Origin of the sequence: Sphingomonas endolithica, assembly GCF_025231525.1 — a bacterium.
In the GTDB taxonomy this organism is placed as follows: domain Bacteria; phylum Pseudomonadota; class Alphaproteobacteria; order Sphingomonadales; family Sphingomonadaceae; genus Sphingomonas; species Sphingomonas endolithica.
The window spans coordinates 3,338,651-3,361,017 of the sequence record NZ_CP103057.1; the positions used below are offsets into that span (position 1 = coordinate 3,338,651).

Here is a 22,367-nt window from a genome sequence, read left to right on the forward strand (position 1 = left end):
TCATTCCGGAGTTGCCATGCGCCGTGCACGGGGGTGAACCCCTTCAGCAGTTAAAGAGTAAGGGCTGCGGCAGGACGAGTTCGATACCAGCCGCCTCCGCAACCGCGCGTGCCCAGATCACCACTCGGTCAATCTCTTCGGAATGGATGGCGGCCGCGTCGCGCTGCGCCGCCTTGCGATCGGCGCGTGAATAAGCTTCGCCGCTTTTCGCGTTGTGCGTGAATGCCGCGCCACCGGCAATCTCTCGAACGTCGTCGTCGCTAAGGGCCAACCGAAAAAGCTTGCCGGTCGCGGCGATCGCTGCTGCCGGCCGTGCCAGCATCTCCTCGCTATCAAGCGTACGTACCCGGTCTGGCCAACGCGAGGCGAGCGCCGCAAACAATTGCTGTTGTACCAACCAGCCGACGGCGGCGACTTGCAGGTCGGTTTGCAGGAAGATGTCCTCGGGCGACATACCCAGATCGACGATGCCATCCTTCAACTGCTTGGCCAGTAGATCGCGCACCCATAGCCTGCCCCACATGCCCTTGGCGGCAATCGAGCCGAGGAAGATCGGCAACGGCGCGTAGAGCAACAGACACCCGGCATCAGGACGCAGCTGCAGCATCGCGCTCGCAAGCCCGTTAAGCAGGTTCGACGGCTTTACGATACTTGCCTCGTCGGTCCCGAATGGTCGCGCCAGCAAGGTCAACGCGTCGTCCAGTACTGCACCAACTTGGGCTGGCGCCGCGCCGCGATGACGCCAACCGGCTACGTCGTTTAAGATGACCGGCTCTTTGAAACTGGAGGCGATGCCATCACGATCGAGCGCGTTCGCGAGGAGTGTCGAGCAGCAATAGCCCGAATGTAGGATGAAGTGGATCGGGGCCCTTCGCTCCGCCACGGCTAACGCATCGCGCCGCGTGACCACCATCGGTTCGCCTGCCGGCAAACGCTCGTCGGTCAGGAATGGCGCCGTGCGGCGCAGCGGCCGGGCCGCATTGATGAAGTGGATGGCGTCGTGCCCCGGATCATAACGATGCGCGAGCCATGTGCTGGGCAACGATCGTGCTGCTGATTGGTGAGCGGTCATCTCCGTTTGGTGGCGGGAACGCGCGCCCTGATCAAGCCCGAGGTTCGGCCTTATACCTGTGATTGCGCCTGTAGCTTGTATGTGATTACTCGTCGACATGGACGGACAGGACACCAGCGTGAACGAGTTGATAGCCGCGGCGGCGGCGGCGCGGCAACGTGGTGCCGCCGCGGACGAATTGCGCATGATCGATCGAGCGCTGGCATTGGCCCCTAGTGATCCGCGCGTGCTCAATGCCCGCGGCATGCGAGCACTCGCCGACCGCGACAACGCGCGAGCGCGTGAATGCTTCGCCGCCGCGGCCGCCGCGGATCCGCGTGAACCTGCCTTGTGGATGAACCTAGCCACGGCCAATCGCCATTTGCGGAATGACGATGGCGAGCGCGTCAGCCTCATGCACGCGCTCGACCTGGATCGTCTCAACTTCATGGCGCAGTTGCGCATGGCGGAGCTGAACCAGCGTACCGGCAATGTTTCCGCCGCGATCGAAGGATGGCAGGGCGTCCTGACCATGGCAAAGACCATGGCCAACCTGCGCCCCGATCTGCTTGAGACGCTGGCACGCGGGCATGAATATGTCGCCGAGCGTGCGGTAGTGCTTGCCGCGGCGATCGAGCGTCGCCTGGGTGACGCATTGGCGGCGGACGAGGCCGGTACGCAACGTTTCCGCGCCTGCATGGATCATGCACTTGGTCGGCGGGCGATCTACCGTAACGAATGCGCCGGTGTGCATTTCCCCTTCCTGCCGGCAGTCGAATTCTTCGATCGCGATCAATTTCCCTGGTTTGCCGCCTTGGAGGAACGCACCGCCGCAATCCGCGACGAGGCACTTCGATTGATCGCCGACGGCGGTGCGTTGATCCGTCCCTATGTCCGCCAGGAGGCCGGGACCCCCGATAACAAATGGTCCTCGCTGGATCAGTCGCTCGACTGGAGCGCATGTTTTCTTTGGGAATACGGCGTACGCAACGATCCCGTATGCGCGCTATGCCCGGAAACGGCCGACGCTTTGGCCAGCATTCCGCAAAACATCATTCCGGGCAAATCACCCTCCGCCTTCTTCTCTCTCCTGAAACCGCATGCGCACATTCCCGCCCATACCGGGGTTACCAACACTCGCGCGATCATCCACTTGCCGCTTGTCGTTCCAGAGAATTGCCGGTTCCGAGTCGGCGGCGACACGCGCCCGTGGCGAGTAGGCGAGGCATTCGCCTTTGATGATACGATTGAGCATGAGGCGTGGAATGACAGCGATGCATTGCGTGTCGTCCTGATATTGGACGTTTGGAACCCGTACCTCAGTGAAAAAGAGCAGCGCTTGATGCAGGGCTTCTTTGAAGCCGCCGACGCCTAGTAGCCTTGGAGGTCGGATAACGACTGACAAAGCGGGCGGGAAGATGCATCGGGACACACGAAAACGTCTGAAGGACTTTTGGAACGCAATTTAATCAGCGGCGCACAATCTGACCTCAGCGCCGCTTAACGCTCAGAGTTCAGACCCAGGGCGTATCGCCGTTTCGACAATCATGTAGTAAGTTGTTACTTTATTGGAGTGTCGGCTCGATCAGCCGATGCGCTGCAATCTTATTTGCCGCACCCCGCCGATCGTGGCCATGTAGCCACCGACAATACCCCGTTTGATCAAGATCGGGTCGCCAGAGCGCGGTATTAGTGTGCGACTTGGCTCCGTCGTCCGCCAAGTACCGCCTTCTGCCAATGTCATGGACCACATTCCGTACCCACTGGCCCGAACGCTAACGATGGTGGTGGATAGCTCCTTGATAGCTACAGTTTCGGGCTTGTCCTCCCGGCCTCCATCCAAAAACGACAGGTGCGGTAAAGCAAATCCGAACAGTGAGCGGCGGGTCCGCTGGATCTCGCCCTTCTCAAGCAAGACGATCGTGCCGTTGGTTATTCTCTCCGTCAAAGCAGGAACGGCTAGGTCGTAGCAAGCCGCACGCGCGGTGACCTCCAGGACGGATCGGCAACGCGATATCTCATCGACTACTTTGGAACGAGCTGGTGGTTGGTCAGCGGCAGCCGGAGCGCAAGCCAGCGCCGCCAATGTCAGCGGCATGCACCAGATTTTGTTAATAGGCATGGACGGTTCCCTAACTAGATCAAGGTCTACCGTCGGTGTCCGCATACATGCAAGTGCATATGGCCACGGTAACACTGTTGCAGTATTACTACACATTAATGCAGATTGAATGGCGTGGTACGGCAGCCGTTGCGCGGTGCTTCGCTCCCGCCCTACACCATCGTCATTGGGACGGCGACAGTCCCCAAGTGCCGCGATCACAGGGGCGCGGTACGGCGATTTAAGGGGTGAAGATAAGATGGCTGCAACGATCCGTCGGCGTCTGATGGCGTCAACTTTCCTAATTGGCGGAGCGCTCGTCGCCTCGCCGCTGCTTGCGCAATCTACAAACAACGCTCCTTCCACACCGCCGGCCGGCACCACCGACCAGACGACTGGAGAACGCGAAACCAGCGATATCGGCGATACTGCTCCGAATGAGGATGTTGTCGTCACGGGGTCGCGCATCGCTTCCCGTGCACTCATTTCCGCATCGCCCTTGCAGATCATCGATGCAAAGGACATCGACGACTCTGGGACGCCCAACCTGCAGAGTGTTCTGCTGCAAAACCCGGCATTCGGTACCCCAGGCATTAGCCGCACCAATTCGAACTTCTCGACGTCGAGCGCGGGCGTCGCGACTGTCGATCTCCGCAACCTAGGTTCCGATCGTACGCTGGTGCTGGTGGACGGGCGTCGTTTCGTGGCTGGCATTCCGGGATCCGCAACGGTCGATCTGAACGTCATCCCTGCCCAGTTCATCGAGCGCGTGGACGTGCTGACGGGCGGCGCTTCGGCAATTTACGGTTCCGACGCCGTCGCCGGCGTGGTCAACATCATCTACAAGAAGAACTTCCAGGGTGTTGAGCTTGGCGGTCAGTTCGGCATTTCGGAGGAAGGCGACAGCGCTGAGAAGCAAGCCAACCTCACGGTTGGCGGCAATTTCGGGGACGATCGCGGCAATGTGATCGCCTATGTTGGCTACACAAAGGAAGGCGCTGTATTTTCAAGAGATCGCAAGCGTTCCGCTATCGATCAGGCCAGCACTGGCGCGAACGTGACGGGTGATCCCAACGATATCTTTTCCATCACTACGCCATTCTACTCGGGCTTCAATCCGCGCGGTACTCTAGGCGTCGTCCAGGGGATTCCAGGCTTCGATAGCAATGGTGACGGCGATTTCACCGATCCCGGCGACATCACAGCGCGGGGCGGGTTGACCCGGACGTACGATCCCGTGACGGGCGCATTGGTTGCGGCAAACACTAACGGGGCTGGGGGCAACGCAACCGGGTTTAACCGTTCACAATACCGCACGATCGCCATCCCCACCGAGCGTTATCTTTTCGCGACGCGCGCCAATTATGAAATCAGCAAGGCAGCGAACATCTTCCTCGAGGGGACGTATGCCTCAACTTCGGTAACGACCGAAATTGAGCCGTTCCCGCTCGATTCGTCCGGGGTGAACGGCATCTTCCCGGCAACGGGCGGCCGGTTCGCGATCGAGAACTTCATCACCAACCCGACCACCGGCGCTACCGTTCTGTCGCGCAACCCACTCGTGCCGCTCGCCGTTTTCAATCAGGCGTTGGACACACCGACGCGTGACACCAATGGCAACGGCGTTATCGACCGTCTTGACGCTGGCGGCGACGGGCTCCGCGATCTGGCATTCACAAGACGCTTGAACGACTTCGGTAATCGCGGGTCCACTGCGGATCGCGACACGTTCCGTATCGTGGCGGGCATCGATGGTGACATCACCGACAAGTTCAAGTACGAGGCATATTACACCTACGGCCAGACGAAGGAGTCTCAGTTCTCCGGCGGGCAGGTCAACGTGCTTAACTTCCGTAATGCTCTCGATGTCGTGACCGACGTGTTCGATCTGAATGGCAACGGTTCGACAGCCGATGCGATCTGCCGTGATGCCAATGCGCGGGCACAAGGTTGTGTGCCGGCGGATGTGTTCAACGGTGCGGGAACCCTCAGCCAGGCTGCAGTCAACTACATCGCCGCACCCAGCCAGTTGACGAGCTTCACGAGCCAGTCGGTTGCCGGGGCAAATGTTTCCGGATCGCTATTCGATCTTCCGGCGGGCCCCTTGGGCATCTCTGTGGGCACCGAATATCGTCGCGAAGCTGCACGCCAGACGTTCGATGCGCTGACCAACGCTGGTTTGAACGGCGGCAACCGGCTCGCCAATACGGAGGGCCGCTTTGACGTCATCGAAGGTTTCGGTGAGCTTCGCATCCCGCTGCTTGCCAACCAGCCGTTCTTCCATGAACTCACGGCGACTGGCGCAGGTCGTGTTTCCAAATATTCGACTGTGGGGACGACGTTTAGCTATAACGGTAATCTCGAATGGGCCCCGGTGGAGGATATTCGCTTCCGCGGCGTATATGCTCGATCGGTTCGTGCGCCGAACATCGGCGAATTATTTGGCGGTGCCGGCCAGGACTTCCCGACCGGCATCTTGGACCCCTGCGTGGGTGTGACCGCGGCAACCGCGGGCACGCTTGGTACGCAGTGCCGCGCTGATCCCGGTGTTCGTGAAAACATCGGGGCCAATGGAGCATTCACGCTCAATCAGGCTGACATACAGGGTGTAAGCGGTCTTAACACGAGCAATCCAAATCTCGATGTTGAGAAGGGTACCTCGTACACTCTGGGTGCCGTGATCAACCCCAGGTCGATCAACTTCCTGCGCAACTTCTCGTTCACCGTCGATTACTTTAATATCAAGATCGACGATGCGATCGTAAGCGTGCCGCGTAACTTCATCCTGCAGCAATGCTATCAGCAGGCCAATGCCGGTCTCTGCCAGTTCATCACGCGTCGGCCTACCGCTGCGGGCTCGAATAGCGCTGGTTCGCTTGATTTCGTGAATGCCACATCCAACAACTCGGGCGGCCTCAAGACGTCGGGCCTCGATGTCACAGCATCCTACAGGTCTGACCTCGCGTCAGTTGGACTTCCAGGTCGGGTGAACTTCAATGTTGCGTGGACGCATGTATTCACAGGATACGTCACGCCGCTGCCAGGCGAGCCGCGCGATAACTTCAACAACGAAGTAGGTGCCTCACGGAACAAGGTATTTGGTACGTTCTCGTATGATATCGAGAATGTCGGTGTCACTTTCCGCGGAAACTATATTGGGCCGGCGTTTCTGGACGATCAGTTCTTGACTCAATTCCAGGATCCTGCGCTTCCTGAAAACCAGGACGTGGCCACTGCGAACGATATCTATCTTTCGCCGACGGATCGTCGAGGGCGCATTAAATCGACCTTCTATCTGGACACTCAGGTCCGCTTCAGTGCAGGCGATAACTACGAATTCTACGTCGGAGCGAACAACGTGCTTGACACTGCTCCTCCTCCCGTAATCAGCGGTCTACCGGGCAGCACGACGGGCGCTGAAACAGATGCCGGAACGTACGATGCTATTGGACGGCGTTTCTACGCCGGTGCACGTATCAAGTTCTAGTCTATGCTTTGATAAGAATATCGGGGCGGACCTTTACGGTCCGCCCCTTTTTTATGTCAGGCTGAGCTCCAGCTCCCCATCGCCTTCCCCCACCTTCACCGTTGTCCCGTCCTTCACGTCGCCGCGCAGGATCAGGTCCGCCAGCGGATCTTGAAGGTAGCGCTGCACCGCGCGTTTCAGCGGGCGGGCGCCGTATACGGGATCGTAGCCGACGCGGCCTAGCCACGTCCGCGCACCGTCCGTCAGATCAAGCGTGATCTTGCGATCCGCGAGTAGCTTGCCGATGCGGCTGACCTGGATGTCGACGATCGGCGCCATCTCGCTTTGCCCGAGGCGGTGGAACAGGATGATCTCGTCCAGGCGGTTGAGGAATTCGGGGCGGAAATGGCCGCGCACGACGTCCATCACCTGCGGCTCGACGGTCGAGACGTCTGCACCGTCGGGCATTGCCGTCAGGTATTGGCTGCCGAGGTTGCTCGTGAGGATGATCAGCGTGTTGCTGAAATCAACCGTGCGCCCCTGGCCATCGGTCAGCCGGCCGTCGTCGAGCACCTGCAACAGGATGTTGAACACGTCGCCGTGCGCCTTCTCGACCTCGTCGAACAGGATCACCTGATAAGGCCGCCGGCGCACCGCTTCGGTCAGCACGCCGCCTTCCTCGTAACCGACATAGCCGGGAGGCGCGCCGATCAGGCGGGCGACGGCGTGCTTCTCCATGAATTCGCTCATGTCGATGCGCACCATCGCGCTTGGATCGTCGAACAGGAATTCGGCCAGCGCCTTGGTTAGCTCGGTCTTGCCGACACCCGTCGGCCCGAGGAACAGGAACGACCCTAGTGGCCGGTTGGCTTCCTGCAGCCCCGCGCGCGAGCGGCGCACGGCGGTGGAAACCGCGCGCACCGCCTGTTGCTGGCCGATCACGCGCTTGCCGATCGCTTCCTCCATGCCGAGCAGCTTAGCGCGCTCGCCTTCGAGCATGCGATCGACCGGAATGCCGGTCCAGCGGCTGACGACACCGGCAATGTCGTCCGCGGTTACTTCCTCGCGCAGCATCGCGCCCTTCGCGGCACCCGCCGCCTCGTCGAGCTTGCGTTGCAAGTCCGGGATGCGACCATAGGAAAGCTCGCCTGCCTTGGCGAGATCGCCGGCACGCTGCGCCTGTTCCAGTTCGAGGCGGGCGGCGTCGAGCTGCTCCTTCAACTTGCCCTCGGCGGCGATCTTGTCCTTCTCGGCCTGCCAGCGCGTGGTCAGTTCGGCCGAGGATTGTTCGAGATTGGCGAGCTCGCTCTCCAGCGTGGTCAGCCGGTCGCGCGATGCCTGGTCGCTTTCGCGCTTCAGCGCCTCGCGCTCGATCTTGAGCTGGATGATGCGGCGGTCGAGATTCTCGATCTCTTCCGGCTTCGATTCCACTTCCATGCGGATGCGGCTGGCGGCCTCGTCCATCAGGTCGATTGCCTTGTCGGGCAGGAAGCGGTCGGTGATGTACCGGTTCGACAGAGTCGCCGAGGCGACGATCGCACCATCGGTGATGCGCACGCCGTGATGGAGTTCGTATTTCTCCTTCAGGCCGCGCAGGATCGAGATCGTATCCTCGACGGTCGGCTCGTCGGCGAACACCGGCTGGAAGCGCCGCTGCAGCGCCGGGTCCTTCTCGACATGTTTGCGATATTCGTCGAGCGTGGTGGCGCCGATGCAATGCAGTTCGCCGCGCGCCAGCGCCGGCTTGAGCAGGTTGGACGCGTCCATCGCGCCTTCGCCTTTGCCCGCGCCGACCAATGTGTGCATCTCGTCGATAAACAGGATGATGTCGCCCTCGGCCGCCTTCACTTCGTCGAGCACGCCCTTCAGCCGCTCCTCGAATTCGCCGCGATATTTGGCGCCGGCGATGAGGCTCCCCATGTCGAGCGACATCAGTCGGCGACCTTTCAGCGTATCGGGCACGTCGCCATTGGCGATGCGCAGCGCCAGGCCCTCGGCGATCGCGGTCTTGCCCACGCCCGGTTCGCCGATCAGCACGGGGTTGTTCTTGGTACGACGGGCGAGGATCTGGATCGTGCGGCGGATCTCTTCGTCGCGGCCGATGACGGGGTCGAGCTTGCCGTCGCGCGCCGCCTGCGTCAGGTCGCGGGCGAATTTCTTCAGCGCGTCGAACTTGTCTTCGGCGCCGGCGCTGTCGGCGGTGCGGCCGTTGCGCACCTCATTGATCGCCGTGTTGAGCGCCTCGGGCGTCACGCCCGCGCTCTTCAGCGCCTTGCCGGCGACCGTGTTGAGCGAGAGCGCCAGCGCGACGAGCAACCGCTCGACGGTGACGAAGCTGTCGCCCGCCTTGGTCGCGATCTGTTCGGCCTGGTCGAGCACGCGCACCGCATCGTTGTCGAGCCCCGGCGTCTGCTGCGCGCCGCCGCCGGAGACGGCGGGGATCTTCGACAGAGCCAGGTCGGTCTCGGTCACGGCGCGCTTGGCGTCGCCGGCGGCGGCAGTGATCAGCCCGGCGGCCATGCCCTGCTCGTCCTCGAGCAAGGCCTTCAGGATATGCTCGGGCGCGATGCGCTGGTGGCTCATACGGATCGCGACGGTCTGCGCGGATTGCAGGAAGCCTTTCGCGCGGTCGGTGAATTTTTCGATGTTCATGGGTGGTTCGCCCCTCTTGAATGCTCACGCGATGTAGTGTGGTATTTAGGCAACACAAGGTTGAGAGCGGCTTGAATGTTGAGAACGTTGAGACGCGAGCGCGTTTTTCGACCGTCTCAACATTCACCGGCCTGCGACACGGCCGGGCAGCACAGGATGGTAACCCGGCAGGCTTCGTGTAGGACAGGAGAAAATAAAAGCAGGGGAGGATGATGCGCAAGCTCGGCAAGGCATTGATCGCGTTGCTTGTTCTGGTCGCTGTGGTCGCGATCGGGCTGATGGTGTGGGAGCCGCTGTCGGTCGCCGTCGCCACCCCGCCGCCGCCGCATCGGTATGACAGCGTGATCGCCCGCGACACATTCGGCGTGCCGCATATCTTCGGGCGGACCGATCCGGACGTCGCGTACGGCGTCGCCTATGCCCATGCCGAGGATGACTTCGCCACCCTGCAGGAGGCGGTCGCCATGTCGCGCGGTCGGCTTGGCGCGATGACCGGGGCGGACGGCGCAAAGGTGGTTTACGCGCTGCATCTGCTCGGCGCGCGTGCCACGGTGAGCCGCGATTACATGAAGCAGCCGGCCGACGTGCGCGCGCTGCTCGATGGCTATGCCACCGGGCTCAACACCTATGCCGCTCGGCATCCAGGCGAGGTGCGGCTGGCCAGGCTGTTCCCGGTCAACGGGCAGGATATCGCCACCGGCTTCGTGCTGCGCACGCCCTTCTTCTTCGGGCTCGACCAATATCTCGGCGCGTTATCGGGCGACACGCCGCTGCCGCGCGAAGCGGCCGGCGCGACACCCGATGCGCCCGATCCGCGCGCACTACCGGCGGCGCAGGATGCGGCTGGCGAGGGCAACATGAACGGCTCCAACGCCTTCGTTGTCGCGCCCAAGCGCTCGGCCGATGGCTTTACCCGCGTGGTCTCCAATTCGCATCAGCCGTGGAAGGGCCCGGTCGCGTGGTACGAACTGGTGGTGCATTCGGGCACCGGCTGGAACTTCGCGGGAGCCACCTTCCCCGGCGTGCCCTATCCGGTGCTCGGGCATAACGAGCATCTGGGGTGGACCAACACGGTCAACCGGCCCGATCTGGTCGACGTCTACAAGCTGACGCTGGGGCAAGGCGGCGACACCTATCTGTTCGACGGCAAGCAGGTACCGCTGCAGGCGACGCGCGTGTGGCTGCACGTCAAGATCGGGCCGTTCGTGCTGCCGATCCCCAAGACGGTGTACCGGTCGGTGCATGGGCCGGTGATCGTCAACAAAAGCGGCGCCTTCGCGCTGCATTATGGCGGTGCCGACCAGCTGCGCATGGTGGAGGAATATCACCGCCTGACGCGTGCGGGCAACTTTGCCGAGTGGCAGCGGGCTCTCGCCATTCAGGGCGTGTCGGCGACCAACTTCCTGTACGGCGATGCGGCGGGCAACATCGCCTATTTCTACAATGCGGCCTTTCCCAATCGCAAGCCGGGGTTCGATTACCGCAACGTCCTGCCCGGCGACACATCGGGTGATCTCGCCGCGGGGACGGTGCCGTGGGGGCAAGTTCCGCGGAACGTGAACCCAGCATCGGGCTTCCTCGCCAACGCCAACAACACGCCGTTCCAGGCGGCAGGCGAAGGCTCGGAGATGAAGCCCGGCGACTATTCGCCGCTGCTGGGGATCGAGACCGACACCACCAATCGCGGCACGCGCGCAGTGGAGCTGATGGGCAAGGATGGGTCGATCAGTGCGGCCGATCTCGAGCGCATCAAATACGACACGGGGGTGAGCAAGCTGAGCTGGACGGCTCGCTGGTATGACGATATCGCGCGCGTCGATCCGCAGGGCGATCCGGCGCTGGTCGCGGCGAAGGCGCTGATGGCGACGTGGCACTGGCGCTTCGATGGCAACAACCCGGCCGAGGCACTGGCGGCGATCCTGCTGCGCGCCGGCCAATCCTGGCATTATCCGCGCAAGGCGAAGAAGGACCCGCGCACGGAACTGGCCAAGGCGGCGGCGTATCTCACCCAGCATTTCGGCCGCATCGATCCGCCGCTCGGCACGGTGCTCAGGCTGCGGCACGGCCAGGTGGACCTACCGCTCGACGGCGCGCCCGACGTGCTGCGTGCCGCCTCGACCTGGGACGAGGCGGAGGACGGGCGGCTGGTGGTCAATCACGGCGACAGCTTCATCATGTTCATGACATGGGACAAAGCAGGGCGGGTGTCGTCGACCTCGATCCAACCCTACGGCGCGGCAACGACGCGGCCGCAATCGCCGCATTATGCGGATCAGGCGCCGCTATTCGTCGCGCACAAGACGAAGCCGGTGAACTTCTGGCCCACGGATCTGCGGCGGAACGTCGAGCGGGTGTACCGGCCGTGATGTATCTACCGCGGCGATCCTCGCTAAGGCGCGGCGTGCCGGGTCCATAGCGTAACGGACTCGACCCGGGCCGCCGGGTGATAGGCGGCCATCGCCGCCGCAAGCGCGGGATGCGCCGTGATGAAGGCAAGGCCTGGATGGTCGTCGACCAGCACGATGTCCGGCGTCTGGGCCACGATGTCGGCGGCGAGCATCCTGGCGTCGTCCTCCTCCACCTGCCGAAAGGCGGCGCACCGTTCGGGCGGGAGCGAGCGTTGTTCGAGCTGCTGACGCGCGCCGCCGGTCGCCCACAGGCTTCCGCGACGGCCCACCCATCGGCCATCGATCCAACGCGTCAACGGATGGCCGAGCGCGAAATTGAATGACACGCCGATCAATCGCGGATGCGGCGGCCCCACGCGTACGACCGCGTCCCGCAGCGCATGGAGTTCGGGCACGCGCGCATAGCCGTAGGTCGACGTCAGCGCCAATATGCAGCCGCACGACCAGCCCAATGCTCGCGCCTTGCCCGGTCGCGTCAGTTCCAGCGCAACCGCGAGCAGCGCCATCGCCACTCCCGGGTAACCGTGATTGAGATAGCCCTTGCCCTGCACCAGCGCGGCCAGCACGAACCCGCCCGCCGCGAGCAGCGCGACCGTAGAGGGCTTCGACGGCGATCCGCGCGAAAGCCAGAATGTGATTATTGCGGCTGCCGCCGGGATCACGACGACAGGTCCTGTCAGCAGGTTCGCCCATGTGTTGCGAGCGGGCAGATAGACGAGCCGCAGCAGGGGCAGCATGTGCTGGAGATATTGTGGAAATGCAAAGAGCACGACCGCCGCATATCCGACACATGTCAGCGCTAGCGCGGTCCATTCCACGCCCAGCGCGTTTTTGAACGAACTTCGCTGAACAACCAGCCAGGCCGCAACCGGCAATAGTGAGAGCGCAAGGTGCGGTTTGATCGCAATCATCAGGCCCGCACTGCAACCCGCGATGCAGGCATCGGCACGGGAGATCGATCGCCCGTCCGCACGCGCGACCATCAGCGCCAACATCGGTAGGCCGGCGGCGAGCGCGATATGCTCGCGCTGCGCGAAGAGGTCGGCCGGGAGGACGAGAAGCACGAAGGCCGCATAGGCGACCAGTCCGCCGCTCATCCTCACCGAGCGATCGAGCAACCGCCCGGCCTGGATCAGAGATAACGCCACCAGGAGAATGCATAGCCCGACGGTCACCGGTTCGACGCGCATCCCCACCGCACGCGCCACGGCAACGAACGGCATGTAGAGCAGGATCGAGGCCGGCGGGTTAACTTCTTCGACGTCGCGATAGAGCATTGCGCCATCGCTCACGCGCTCTGCGACCGTGATCAGCCAGGACACATCGCAATCGAGCGATGACCAGGATTGCAGCAGGATCGCAAGCACCGCGACTGGCACGACCCACGCGCCCTGGCGCACCCGCAGGGACGGCGCGAAGCTTGCGGTGGCGGCTACCATGTCGGCGAGGGTAGTGGGGGGCGGTTGCAATGTGCTTAACGCGACGAAGGCTCGGAGATGAAGTCCGGCGCAGCTTCATCATGTTCATGACCCGGGACAAAGCAGGGCGGGTGTCGTCTACTCCGATCCACCCGTACGGCGCGGCAACGACGCGGCCGGGATCGCTGCATTATCCGAATCGGGCGCCGTATTTTGCGCAGTACCGAACCGAGACGGTGATCTTCTGGCCGGCGGACGTGCGCCGGAACGTCGAGCGGTGTACCGGCCGTAGCAATGTTCCCCGGCGGAGGCCGGGGTCCCGGCGTGGAGCGGGCTTTGGCTGATGCTGCGCTTTGCCAATCGGACCTGCGCAACTGGACCCCGGCCTCCGCCGGGGAGGTGACCAACGCCAACATCACGCCGATCTCTATCCCGTTGCGCGCTTCAATTCCGGTGCTAGGCTCGTGCAGAGCATTGCCCCTGAAGGATAATCCAAGCCTATGACATCGAAGATGATCGCCCTGTCCGGCGTGGCGCTGTTTGCCCTCGCAACCCCCGCGACCGCTGCACCCCAGGCTGCCAAGCCCGCCCCGGTCGCCGCGCTCGTCAAGCAGGTCGACATCCCCTACCAGACGTTCACGCTGCCCAATGGCCTGCGCGTCATCGTGCACACCGATCGCAAGGCGCCGGTCGTCGCGGTGTCGGTATGGTATGATGTCGGCTCCAAGCACGAACCCAAGGGCAAGTCGGGCTTTGCCCATCTGTTCGAACATCTGATGTTCAACGGGTCCGAGAACGCGCCGGACGATTTCTTCGAGCCATTGAAGCAGGTCGGCGCGACCGATTTCAACGGCACGACCTACTTCGATCGCACCAACTATTTCGAGACGGTGCCGACCGCGGCGCTCGACCGTGCGCTGTTCCTGGAATCCGATCGCATGGGCTATCTGACCGGCGCGATCACGCAAGGCGTGCTCGATGAGCAGCGTGGCGTGGTGCAGAACGAGAAGCGCTCGGGCGACAACCAGCCCTACGGCCTGATCGAGTACAAATTGAACGAGGGGCTGTTCCCGGCGGATCATCCCTATGGCCACACCACGATCGGATCGATGGCCGATCTCGACAATGCCAAGCTCGACGACGTGAAGCGCTGGTTCAAGGACCATTACGGCCCAAACAATGCGGTGCTGGTGCTGGCCGGCGATGTCGATCTGGCGACCGCGCGCCGGCTGGTGGGGAAGAACTTCGCCGCCATTCCTCGCGGGCCGCAATCGGTGCTGCCGACCGTCGCCGTGCCGGTGCTCGCCGCGCCCAAGTCGGAGGAGATGAAGGACCGGGTTGCCGCGACGCTGCTGGTCCGCTCCTGGCCGGTGCCGGGGTTGAACGACAAGGATTCGACCGCGCTCGACGTGGCGGCGGGCGCACTTGGCGGCCTGTCCAGTTCGCGCTTGCAGAACATCCTGGTGCGCCAGGAGAAGCTCGCGGTGCAGGTCAATGTCGGCAATTCGACCTTTTCGCAGGTCGGCACGTTCGACATCTATACCGTGGTTCGCCCCGGCGTGGATGCAGCGACCGTGGCCAAGCGCATCGACGAGATCGTCGCCGACTTCATCAAGAACGGCCCGACCGCGGATGAAGTGCAGCGCTATGTCACCAAGACCACGGTCGATCGCATCGAGGGGCTGGAATCGGTCGGTGGGTTCGGCGGCAAGGCGGTCGCGCTGGCCGAGGGCGCGCTGTATTCCAACGATCCCGGCTTCTACAAAAAGCAACTGGCACAGCTTGCCGCGCAGACGCCGGCCAGCGTGAAGGCCGCGACCGCGCGGTGGCTGACCAAGCCGTCCTACAATCTGGCGGTCGTCAACGGCCCGCGCGATGCCTATGCCGAGGCGCAGGTGCCTCCCGAGGCAAAGGTCGTCGCCGCCGCGCTGACCGCGCGGCCGAAGGGTACGCGCGGGCCCCTGCCGGCGGTCGGCGACGTCGCCGGGCTCACCTTCCCTGCGGTCGAGCGTGCGCGGCTGAAGAACGGCATCGAACTGGTCTATGCACAGCGCGCCGCAGTGCCGATCACGCAGGCCGTGATCAGCTTCGATGCGGGTGTCGCCGCCGACGTGGCGGGCAAGCTCGGCACGCAGCAATTGACGCTTAGCATGATGGACGAAGGCACGACGCATCTCGACGCCAACCAGCTGGCCGAGGCGCGCGAGCGGCTGGGCGTGGATATCGGCACCGGCGCGAGCCTCGATCGCACCTTCGTGTCGATGTCGGCGCCGAGCGCCAATCTCGGGCCCGCCACCGATCTGTTCGCCGACGTCACGCGCAACCCCGCCTTCGCCCCGGCCGAGGTCGCCCGCGTCAAGAACCAGCAGCTCGCCGGCATCGCGCAGGAACTCACCAGCCCCGGTGGCCTGGCCGCGCGCGTGCTGCCCAAGCTGATCTACGGCCCGAGCTCGCCTTACGCCAAGTCGTCGGGCGGCGGTGATCCCAAGGCCGTGGCGACGCTGACCCGCGCGGATCTCGTCGCGTTCCAGCAAGCCTGGCTGCGGCCGGACAAGGCCAAGATCTTCGTCGTCAGCGATCTGCCGCTGGCCACCGTCAAGGCGGCGCTCGACCAGCGCTTCGGCGACTGGACCGGCACCGGCCCTGCTGGCAGCAAGACGTTCGGCGTGACCGCCGGCACTTCGGCGGCCAAGATCATCCTGGTCGATCGTCCGGATTCGCCGCAATCGCAGATCTCGGCCGGCCTCGTCACCGGGCTCAACGGCAGTGACGATCTGCTGCCGGTGATCACCGCCAACGATGCGCTCGGCGGCAGCTTCCTCAGCCGGATCAACATGGATCTGCGCGAAGGCAAGCATTGGTCGTACGGCGTGAACGGCTATTTCCAGCGCAGCGAGAAGGAGGCGCCCTACATCATCAGTGCGCCCGTCCAGTCCGACAAGACGGGCGAATCGATCAAGGCATTGCGCGCCGACATCACCGAGTTCGTCTCGACCAAGCCCCTGTCGCAGCAGGAGTTCGACCGCTCGATCGCCGGTGCCACGCGCTCGCTATCGGGCAATTTCGAGACGTCGGGCGATGTGCTGAACGCGATGCAGCAGAACGACCTCTACAAGCGGCCGGACGATTATTATGCGACGATCACGCAAAAATATCGTGCGCTGACCCTGCCCCAGCTTGACGCTGCGGCACGCGGGGCGATCGACCCCAAGAAGATCGTCTGGGTCGTGGTGGGCGATGCCAAGACGGTCCGCCCGCAGCTTGACAGTGTCGGCCTGCCCGTCGAGGTGGTGTCAGCCGCGTCCGTAGCGGGCGGCGGCGCAGTTTCTGGAGAAAAATGATGGCCAATGTTGATGGCGTTTGGGATACCGTGGTCAAGTCGCCGCTGGGCGATCAGAAGTCGACGCTGACCGTGAAGAGCGACGGCAACACCTTCACCGGCAGCAATTCCGGCGCGATGGGCTCGGTCGACATCACCGACGGCACGGTCGATGGTGACACGATCAGCTGGAAGATGAACATGACGGTGCCGATGCCGATGACGCTGGATTGCACCGCGACGGTCGATGGCGACACGATCACCGGCAGCGTCGGCGCAGGCGCGTTCGGCAGCTTCCCGATGACGGGCACGCGCGCAGGCTGAGCCTGCTCCGACTGTGCAATCTAAAAAGCCCGCGTCCGATAAGGGCGCGGGCTTTTTATTGTCTTCCCCGGTACGGGGAGGGGGACCACGAAGTGGTGGAGGAGGCGGTCCAGCAGCGCAGCGCTCGTGGTGGTCCCCCTCCACCATTCGCGTGAAGAACGCGAACGGTCCCCCTCCCCGTGCCGGGGAGGGTTAGCGCGCCAGCCGGGTGACATGGCCCATCTTGCGGCCGGGGCGGATCGACTTGCCATACAGGTGCAGATGCGCGCCGGGCTCGGCCATGATCTCGCGCCACCGCTCGGCATCCTCGCCGATCAGATTCTCCATCGCCACGCGCGGCGCAGTCAGTGCCGTATCGCCGAGCGGTAGCCCGCAGATCGCGCGGATATGGTTCTCGAACTGCGATGTCACCGCACCCTCGATCGTCCAATGCCCCGAATTGTGCACGCGCGGCGCCATCTCGTTGAACACCGGGCCATCGGGCCCGACGAAGAACTCGCACGCCAGCACGCCGACATAATCGAGCGCCTCGGCGATGCGCACGGCTAGCGCGGTCGCTTCCTCCGCCTGATCGAGCACGAGCGCGGGCGCGGGCAGGGTGGAGCTGCGCAGGATCGCCTCCTGATGGACGTTGTGCGGTACCGGGTACCGCGCGACCTGGCCGTCCGCACGGCGCGCGATCAGCACCGAAAATTCGTGGGTGAAGTCGACGAACGCCTCGAGCACGGCGGGCCCACCGATCAGCTCCCATGCCGCATCGGCATCCGCCGGCGTGGCGATCACCGTCTGCCCCTTGCCGTCATAGCCGAAGCGCGCGGTCTTCAGCACCGCGGGCGTGCCCGTAAGGGCGAGCCCCGCGTCCAGATCGGCGCGGCTCTCGACCGCTGCCCAGCGCGCCGGGCGGCCACCGAGGCCCTCGACGAAACCTTTCTCCGCTGAACGCTCCTGCGAGACACGGAGCGCCTTGGGGCCGGGATAGACCGGCACGTGCGCGCCCAGCCATTCGACCGGCGCCACCGCGATATTCTCGAATTCGTACGTCACCACGTCGCAGGCGGCGGCGAAATCCTTCAGCACGATGCGATTATGGTAATCGGCGCGCGTCAGGCTGGAGGCGGTCTGCGCGGCGACGCTTTCGCGGTCGGGGGCCAGGATGTGCGTGCGGTAGCCAAGCTCGGCGGCCGCACTCGCCAGCATGCGGCCAAGCTGCCCGCCGCCCAGAATCCCGATCGTCGCGCCCGGCGGCAGCGTGATCATGCCGGATCGATCGCCACGCTATCGGTCTGCGCCTGACGCCATGCCTTGAGCCGTTCGGCGAGCACCGCATCCGAGGTGGCGAGGATGGCAGCCGCCAGCAGCCCGGCATTCTTGGCGCCCGCCGATCCGATCGCCAGCGTCCCCACCGGAATGCCGCCCGGCATCTGCACGATCGACAACAGGCTATCCATGCCGCTCAGCGCCTTGCTCTCGACGGGCACGCCGAGCACCGGCAGGTGGGTCATCGCTGCCACCATGCCCGGCAGGTGCGCCGCGCCACCGGCGCCGGCCACGATCACCTTCAGCCCGCGCACACCGGCTTGCTCGGCATAATCGTACAAGCGGTGCGGCGTGCGGTGCGCGGAAACCACGCGGGTCTCGTACGGCACGTGCAGTGCATCGAGTGCCTCGGCGGCATGGCGCATCGTCTCCCAATCGGAAGTGCTGCCCATGATGATGCCGACAAGGGGATGCGTCATGATCTGCGGTTAGCGGGGGAGGGGGGCGGGGGCAACATCCCTCCGTCGTCACCCCAGCGAAAGCTGGGGTCTCAGCCGATTTAAGCGAGCGTGTCGTACAAGTCCCGCCAGTCCGGATTGCCCGCTTCGATCAGTTGGTCTTTCCACGCGCGTTTCCAAGCTTTCAGCTGCTTTCGCGAATGATGGCATCGCGGATATCGTCGTGATGCTCGGCATAAACGAGCGTCTTGATGCCATATCGACGGCAATAGCCTGAACCGACGTCACGACGATGTTGGTCGATCCGTGGCGCGATGTGGCTGGTGACGCCAATATACACCATGCCGCGTCGGCGGCTCGCCACGATATATACCAGCCACCTCGCGCCATGGGGCATACGGTATCTACTCTTCTGAGAGATGCCAGCTTTCGCTGGCATGACAATGAGAAGTGGGGAGCTTACCGCTCGCTCAAATAATACCGGTCCGTCGCATTCAGCGCTGCATCCAGATCGTACACGATCGGCTGCCCGGTCGGGATTTCGAGCGAGGTGATCTCGTCGTCGGGGATGCCCGACAGATGCTTCACCAACGCCCGCAGCGAATTGCCGTGCGCCGAGATCAACACCCGCTGCCCCTCCTTCAACGCCGGTGCGATGCGGCTTTCCCAGTACGGCAGCACACGGGCGATCGTGTCCTTCAGGCTTTCCGTGTTCGGGATGGCGATGCCGGCATAGCGGCGGTCCTGCGACAGATCATAGGCGCTGCCGGCCTCGAGCACGGGCGGCGGAATGTCGAAGCTGCGGCGCCAGATATGCACTTGTTCGTCGCCATGGCGTGCTGCGGTCTCGGCCTTGTTGAGGCCGGTCAGCCCGCCATAATGGCGTTCGTTGAGCCGCCAATCCTTCTCCACCGGCAGCCACAACCGCCCCATTTCCTCCAGCGCCAGATCCAGCGTCTTGATCGCGCGCGTCTGGAGCGAGGTGAAGGTCAGGTCGAAATCCAGCCCCTTTTGCGCCATCAGCCGCCCCGCGGCGCGCGCTTCCTCCACGCCTTTTTCGGTCACGTCGACGTCCCACCAGCCGGTGAAGCGGTTTTCGAGGTTCCAGGCGGACTGGCCATGGCGGATCAGGACTAGGGTCGGCATTGTATCTCCTTGGTTCCCGACGAAGGCCGGGGCCCAGTCGGAGGACGTCGCGACTGGACCCGGCCTTCGCCGGGGAACATTTAGGCTAAAGCGTATCGATCACGTCGGCGAGCACTTCCAGGCAGCTATGCGCCAGCTGCTTGGATCGTGCCGGCGACCAGCCGAACTCGGCATCCGGATTGGGATCGTGATCCTTGAACGGCATTTCCAGCGTCATCGACACGGCGCCGAAACGCTGCGCCAGCTGGTTGGTCGACATGGTCAGATTGGCCTTGCCGGGCGCCGACTTGCCATAACCGCGCTCCGTCTGGAAATCGGGCGTGTGCGCCGCCAGGCGCCGGGCAAAATCGTAGAACTTCGCGCCATGCGCGTCGGTCCAGTTGGGGATGCCCTCGAACCCGGCAAAGAAATTGGCCGGGATCGCCTCGTCGCCATGCACGTCGATCGCAAACGCCACGCCGGTCTCGTCCATCGCATCCCGCACGCACAACACTTCCGGGCTGCGCTCGGCGCTCGGCTCGTGCCATTCGCGGTTGAGGTTCACGCCTGCGGAATTGGTGCGCAGATGCCCGCGCCGGGTGCCGTCCGGATTCATGTTTGGCACGACATGGAAGGTCGCCTTGGCGAGCAAGGCCTGGGTCACCGCGTCGTTGGTATCGGTCAGCCGCTCGAGCGCCCCTTCCATCCACCATTCGCACATCGATTCGCCGGGGTGCTGGCGGGCGTAGAGCCACACCGGCTTGGGGCCGCTGCCGATCGTCAGGCAGTCGATCGCCTGTCGATCGAGCGACTGGCCGAGCTCGCGGTGCGTGACACCGGGCAGCGCCGCAGTGCGCGCGACCAGCGCCTCATGCTGCTCCATCGTATACGGCGCGAAATAGGCGAACCAGGCAAGCTGGCTGTCGCCGGACCAGGTCCATTCCAAGACGCCATCGGCATAATGCGTGTCGGCCATGCGCCACGCCAGCCGATCGGTCGACACGCGTGTCTTGTAGCCCGGCCAGCCATCCGGATAGGCCGATTCTCCGGCGTTCAGGATGCGGAACGTCAGCGTCCTGCCTTCCGCGCCGGAAACGCGGAAGTAGAACCACTGGAAGAATTCCGAATCCTTGTCATGGCGAATGCGAAGGTCGATCCGATCCCCTTCGATTGCCACGACGTCGATATTGCCGCTGTCGAAAGCGGCGTTGATGGTGATGCTCATTTCACCGAGATAGTGCGGCCCGATTCTCCGGGGAAGCCCTGGAACAGCGCGCGCGACAATTTGCCCGCTGCGGCATTGGCCTGCGCCTCGGGCGCGCGTTCGTCGGCGGATGTCTGCGCGCGGCCTTCCCAGATCACCGTGCCATCGCTGCGGCGGCGGATCTGCACGCCGAGTTCGGAGGTGATCGCCGAGCGTGCCTTGGCCTTGCCAATCGGGAAGGAGAGGCCACCGCCAAGCCCGACACCCCCACCACGCCGCCCGCCGCTGAACCCGCCGCCACCAAGGCCGATCGATACCGGCGAACGGCGCGGTTCGATCTCCTGCGTCGTGCGGGCGAAGCTCACCACCGCAAGATACTGTGCCGGCGCGCCGGTTGCGGGGGTGGTGAAGCCGTTGGAGAGCAATTGGCCACGCACGGCATCGGCATAGGTCTGGAATTCCAGGCTTGCCGGGGCGCCACCGGGCAGCGGCTCGACCGTGACTGATCCGCGTTCGAGCGGGGCACCGAGATGGAAGCGTGTCACGTCGACCGGGCCGCTGGCCGTCGTCGTGGTGCAACCCGACAGGGTGGCCCCCGCCAACAAAGCCGCGGCGATCGTCAAACCAAATGCCGACTTGTTCTTCACTGCCGTATCTCCGAGAACCGAATGGTTGCGTGTCTGTAACGCCCGATCTCCCGCGACGATCCGTGCTCCCCCAGGGGCGGCGCGGCTTGACTTGGGATGGGGGCGACTATAGGCGCACACGTCATTTCCGAACACCAGAATCAAGAAGCGATTCAGATCATGAAGATTCGTAACAGCCTGAAGTCCCTCAAGGACCGTCATCGCGACAACCGCGTGATCCGTCGTCGCGGCCGCACGTACGTGATCAACAAGACCAACCGCCGCTTCAAGGCACGCCAGGGCTGATTTTGCCCCGGCCGTTGGCGCTCGTCTTCGACGTCGGCAACGTCCTGTATGCGTGGAACCCGCGGGTTCTCTACGAGCGCCTGATCCCCGAGGATCGGGCGCTCGACGCGTTCCTGCGCGACGTGACCAGTTTGGACTGGCATTTCCAGCACGATGCCGGCCGCCCGTTCGCCGAGACTTCGGCCGAGCTGGTCGCGGACTTCCCGCAGCATGCCGAGCTGATCGCGCGCTGGGGATCGCATTTTGGCGACAGCATCACCGGCATGATCCCCGGCATGGGCGATCTGGTCGACGATCTCGATGCGGCGGGCGTGCCGCTGTACGCCATTACCAACTTTTCCGGTGAGTTCTGGGCGCCGTTCCGCGCGCGCGAAGCGCCGATGTTCGATCGCTTCCGCGGCATCGTGGTGTCGGGCGACGAGAAACTGACCAAGCCCGATTCGGCGATCTACCGGCTGGCATTGGAGCGGTTCGGTCTGGCGGCGGAAGAGGCGATCTTCGTCGATGATCGCCAGGAGAATGTCGAAGGCGCGACGGCGGTCGGCATGATCGGCTTGCCCTTTATCGACGCCGAGACACTGCGCCGCGATCTGCGCGACCTGGGTATCCTTGTCTGAGTGACGGCAATTGTGTACAACGCGTACACAATCTG

General features: G+C 63.8%; 17 protein-coding genes. 7 read left to right on the forward strand and 10 right to left on the reverse strand.

The window, feature by feature from the left end; all coding sequences use genetic code 11:
* Positions 1-43: 43 nt before the first annotated feature.
* On the reverse strand, positions 44-1,171 hold the full coding sequence (locus NV382_RS15690; RefSeq protein ID WP_260597646.1) for a hypothetical protein: 1,128 nt from the start codon (positions 1,169-1,171) through the stop codon (positions 44-46).
* A gap of 19 nt (positions 1,172-1,190) precedes the next feature.
* Here NV382_RS15690 and NV382_RS15695 point away from each other — a divergent pair, with 19 nt between their 5' ends.
* On the forward strand, positions 1,191-2,426 hold the full coding sequence (locus tag NV382_RS15695) for an aspartyl/asparaginyl beta-hydroxylase domain-containing protein (protein ID WP_312026753.1): 1,236 nt from the start codon (positions 1,191-1,193) through the stop codon (positions 2,424-2,426).
* 210 nt (positions 2,427-2,636) lie between these two features.
* On the opposite strand, the gene NV382_RS15700 is transcribed toward NV382_RS15695, so the two are convergent.
* A complete protein-coding gene (locus NV382_RS15700) occupies positions 2,637-3,173 on the reverse strand; it encodes a hypothetical protein (RefSeq protein WP_260597648.1) in 537 nt (178 codons plus the stop codon).
* Between the two features lie 238 nt (positions 3,174-3,411).
* On the opposite strand from NV382_RS15700, the gene NV382_RS15705 reads away from it, so the two are divergent.
* Positions 3,412-6,639 (forward strand): TonB-dependent receptor domain-containing protein, encoded by a 3,228-nt coding sequence (locus NV382_RS15705; protein WP_260597649.1) that lies wholly within the window; start codon positions 3,412-3,414, stop codon positions 6,637-6,639.
* A 51-nt stretch (positions 6,640-6,690) separates the two neighbouring features.
* Here the strand turns inward: NV382_RS15705 and clpB are convergent, their stop codons facing one another.
* Positions 6,691-9,270: an ATP-dependent chaperone ClpB gene (gene clpB, locus NV382_RS15710; protein ID WP_260597650.1), complete on the reverse strand. Its 2,580-nt coding sequence runs from the start codon at positions 9,268-9,270 to the stop codon at positions 6,691-6,693.
* A 209-nt stretch (positions 9,271-9,479) separates the two neighbouring features.
* Here clpB and NV382_RS15715 point away from each other — a divergent pair, with 209 nt between their 5' ends.
* A complete protein-coding gene (locus tag NV382_RS15715) occupies positions 9,480-11,636 on the forward strand; it encodes a penicillin acylase family protein (RefSeq protein ID WP_260597651.1) in 2,157 nt (718 codons plus the stop codon).
* Between the two features lie 23 nt (positions 11,637-11,659).
* Here the strand turns inward: NV382_RS15715 and NV382_RS15720 are convergent, their stop codons facing one another.
* A complete protein-coding gene (locus NV382_RS15720) occupies positions 11,660-13,117 on the reverse strand; it encodes a hypothetical protein (RefSeq protein WP_260597652.1) in 1,458 nt (485 codons plus the stop codon).
* 479 nt (positions 13,118-13,596) lie between these two features.
* On the opposite strand from NV382_RS15720, the gene NV382_RS15725 reads away from it, so the two are divergent.
* Complete coding sequence (locus NV382_RS15725) at positions 13,597-16,437, forward strand: M16 family metallopeptidase (RefSeq protein WP_260597653.1); 2,841 nt, start codon at positions 13,597-13,599, stop codon at positions 16,435-16,437.
* Positions 16,437-16,739 carry a hypothetical protein gene (locus NV382_RS15730; protein ID WP_260597654.1) on the forward strand — a complete coding sequence of 101 codons (303 nt, stop codon included), beginning with the start codon at positions 16,437-16,439 and terminating at the stop codon, positions 16,737-16,739. Before NV382_RS15725 ends, NV382_RS15730 begins: the two co-directional genes overlap by 1 nt.
* 192 nt (positions 16,740-16,931) lie before the next feature.
* Here NV382_RS15730 and NV382_RS15735 read toward each other — a convergent pair whose 3' ends face one another.
* From NV382_RS15735 to NV382_RS15760, 6 genes are all read right to left on the reverse strand, one after another.
* A complete protein-coding gene (locus NV382_RS15735; RefSeq protein ID WP_260597655.1) occupies positions 16,932-17,996 on the reverse strand; it encodes a 5-(carboxyamino)imidazole ribonucleotide synthase in 1,065 nt (354 codons plus the stop codon).
* The gene (gene purE / locus NV382_RS15740; RefSeq protein WP_260597656.1) at positions 17,993-18,475 is read right to left on the reverse strand and encodes a 5-(carboxyamino)imidazole ribonucleotide mutase; all 483 of its coding nucleotides are present in this window, start codon (positions 18,473-18,475) and stop codon (positions 17,993-17,995) included. Before purE ends, NV382_RS15735 begins: the two co-directional genes overlap by 4 nt.
* A 163-nt stretch (positions 18,476-18,638) precedes the next feature.
* Positions 18,639-18,851, reverse strand: a complete 213-nt coding sequence (locus tag NV382_RS15745; RefSeq protein ID WP_312026754.1) for a GIY-YIG nuclease family protein — start codon at positions 18,849-18,851, stop codon at positions 18,639-18,641.
* A gap of 62 nt (positions 18,852-18,913) precedes the next feature.
* Entirely contained in the window at positions 18,914-19,600 is a 687-nt protein-coding gene (gpmA, locus tag NV382_RS15750; RefSeq protein WP_260597657.1) for a 2,3-diphosphoglycerate-dependent phosphoglycerate mutase, read from the reverse strand.
* Between the two features lie 85 nt (positions 19,601-19,685).
* A complete protein-coding gene (locus NV382_RS15755; protein ID WP_260597658.1) occupies positions 19,686-20,804 on the reverse strand; it encodes a M14 family metallopeptidase in 1,119 nt (372 codons plus the stop codon).
* Positions 20,801-21,430: a DUF4136 domain-containing protein gene (locus NV382_RS15760; RefSeq protein WP_260597659.1), complete on the reverse strand. Its 630-nt coding sequence runs from the start codon at positions 21,428-21,430 to the stop codon at positions 20,801-20,803. The genes NV382_RS15755 and NV382_RS15760 overlap by 4 nt, the downstream gene beginning before the upstream one ends.
* Before the next feature lie 159 nt (positions 21,431-21,589).
* Between NV382_RS15760 and ykgO the strand changes: the two genes are divergently transcribed.
* Together ykgO and NV382_RS15770 are read left to right on the forward strand one after the other, a co-directional pair.
* The gene (gene ykgO, locus NV382_RS15765) at positions 21,590-21,715 is read left to right on the forward strand and encodes a type B 50S ribosomal protein L36 (protein ID WP_003046794.1); all 126 of its coding nucleotides are present in this window, start codon (positions 21,590-21,592) and stop codon (positions 21,713-21,715) included.
* A 2-nt stretch (positions 21,716-21,717) separates the two neighbouring features.
* On the forward strand, positions 21,718-22,332 hold the full coding sequence (locus NV382_RS15770) for an HAD family hydrolase (protein ID WP_260597660.1): 615 nt from the start codon (positions 21,718-21,720) through the stop codon (positions 22,330-22,332).
* Positions 22,333-22,367 lie beyond the last annotated feature (35 nt).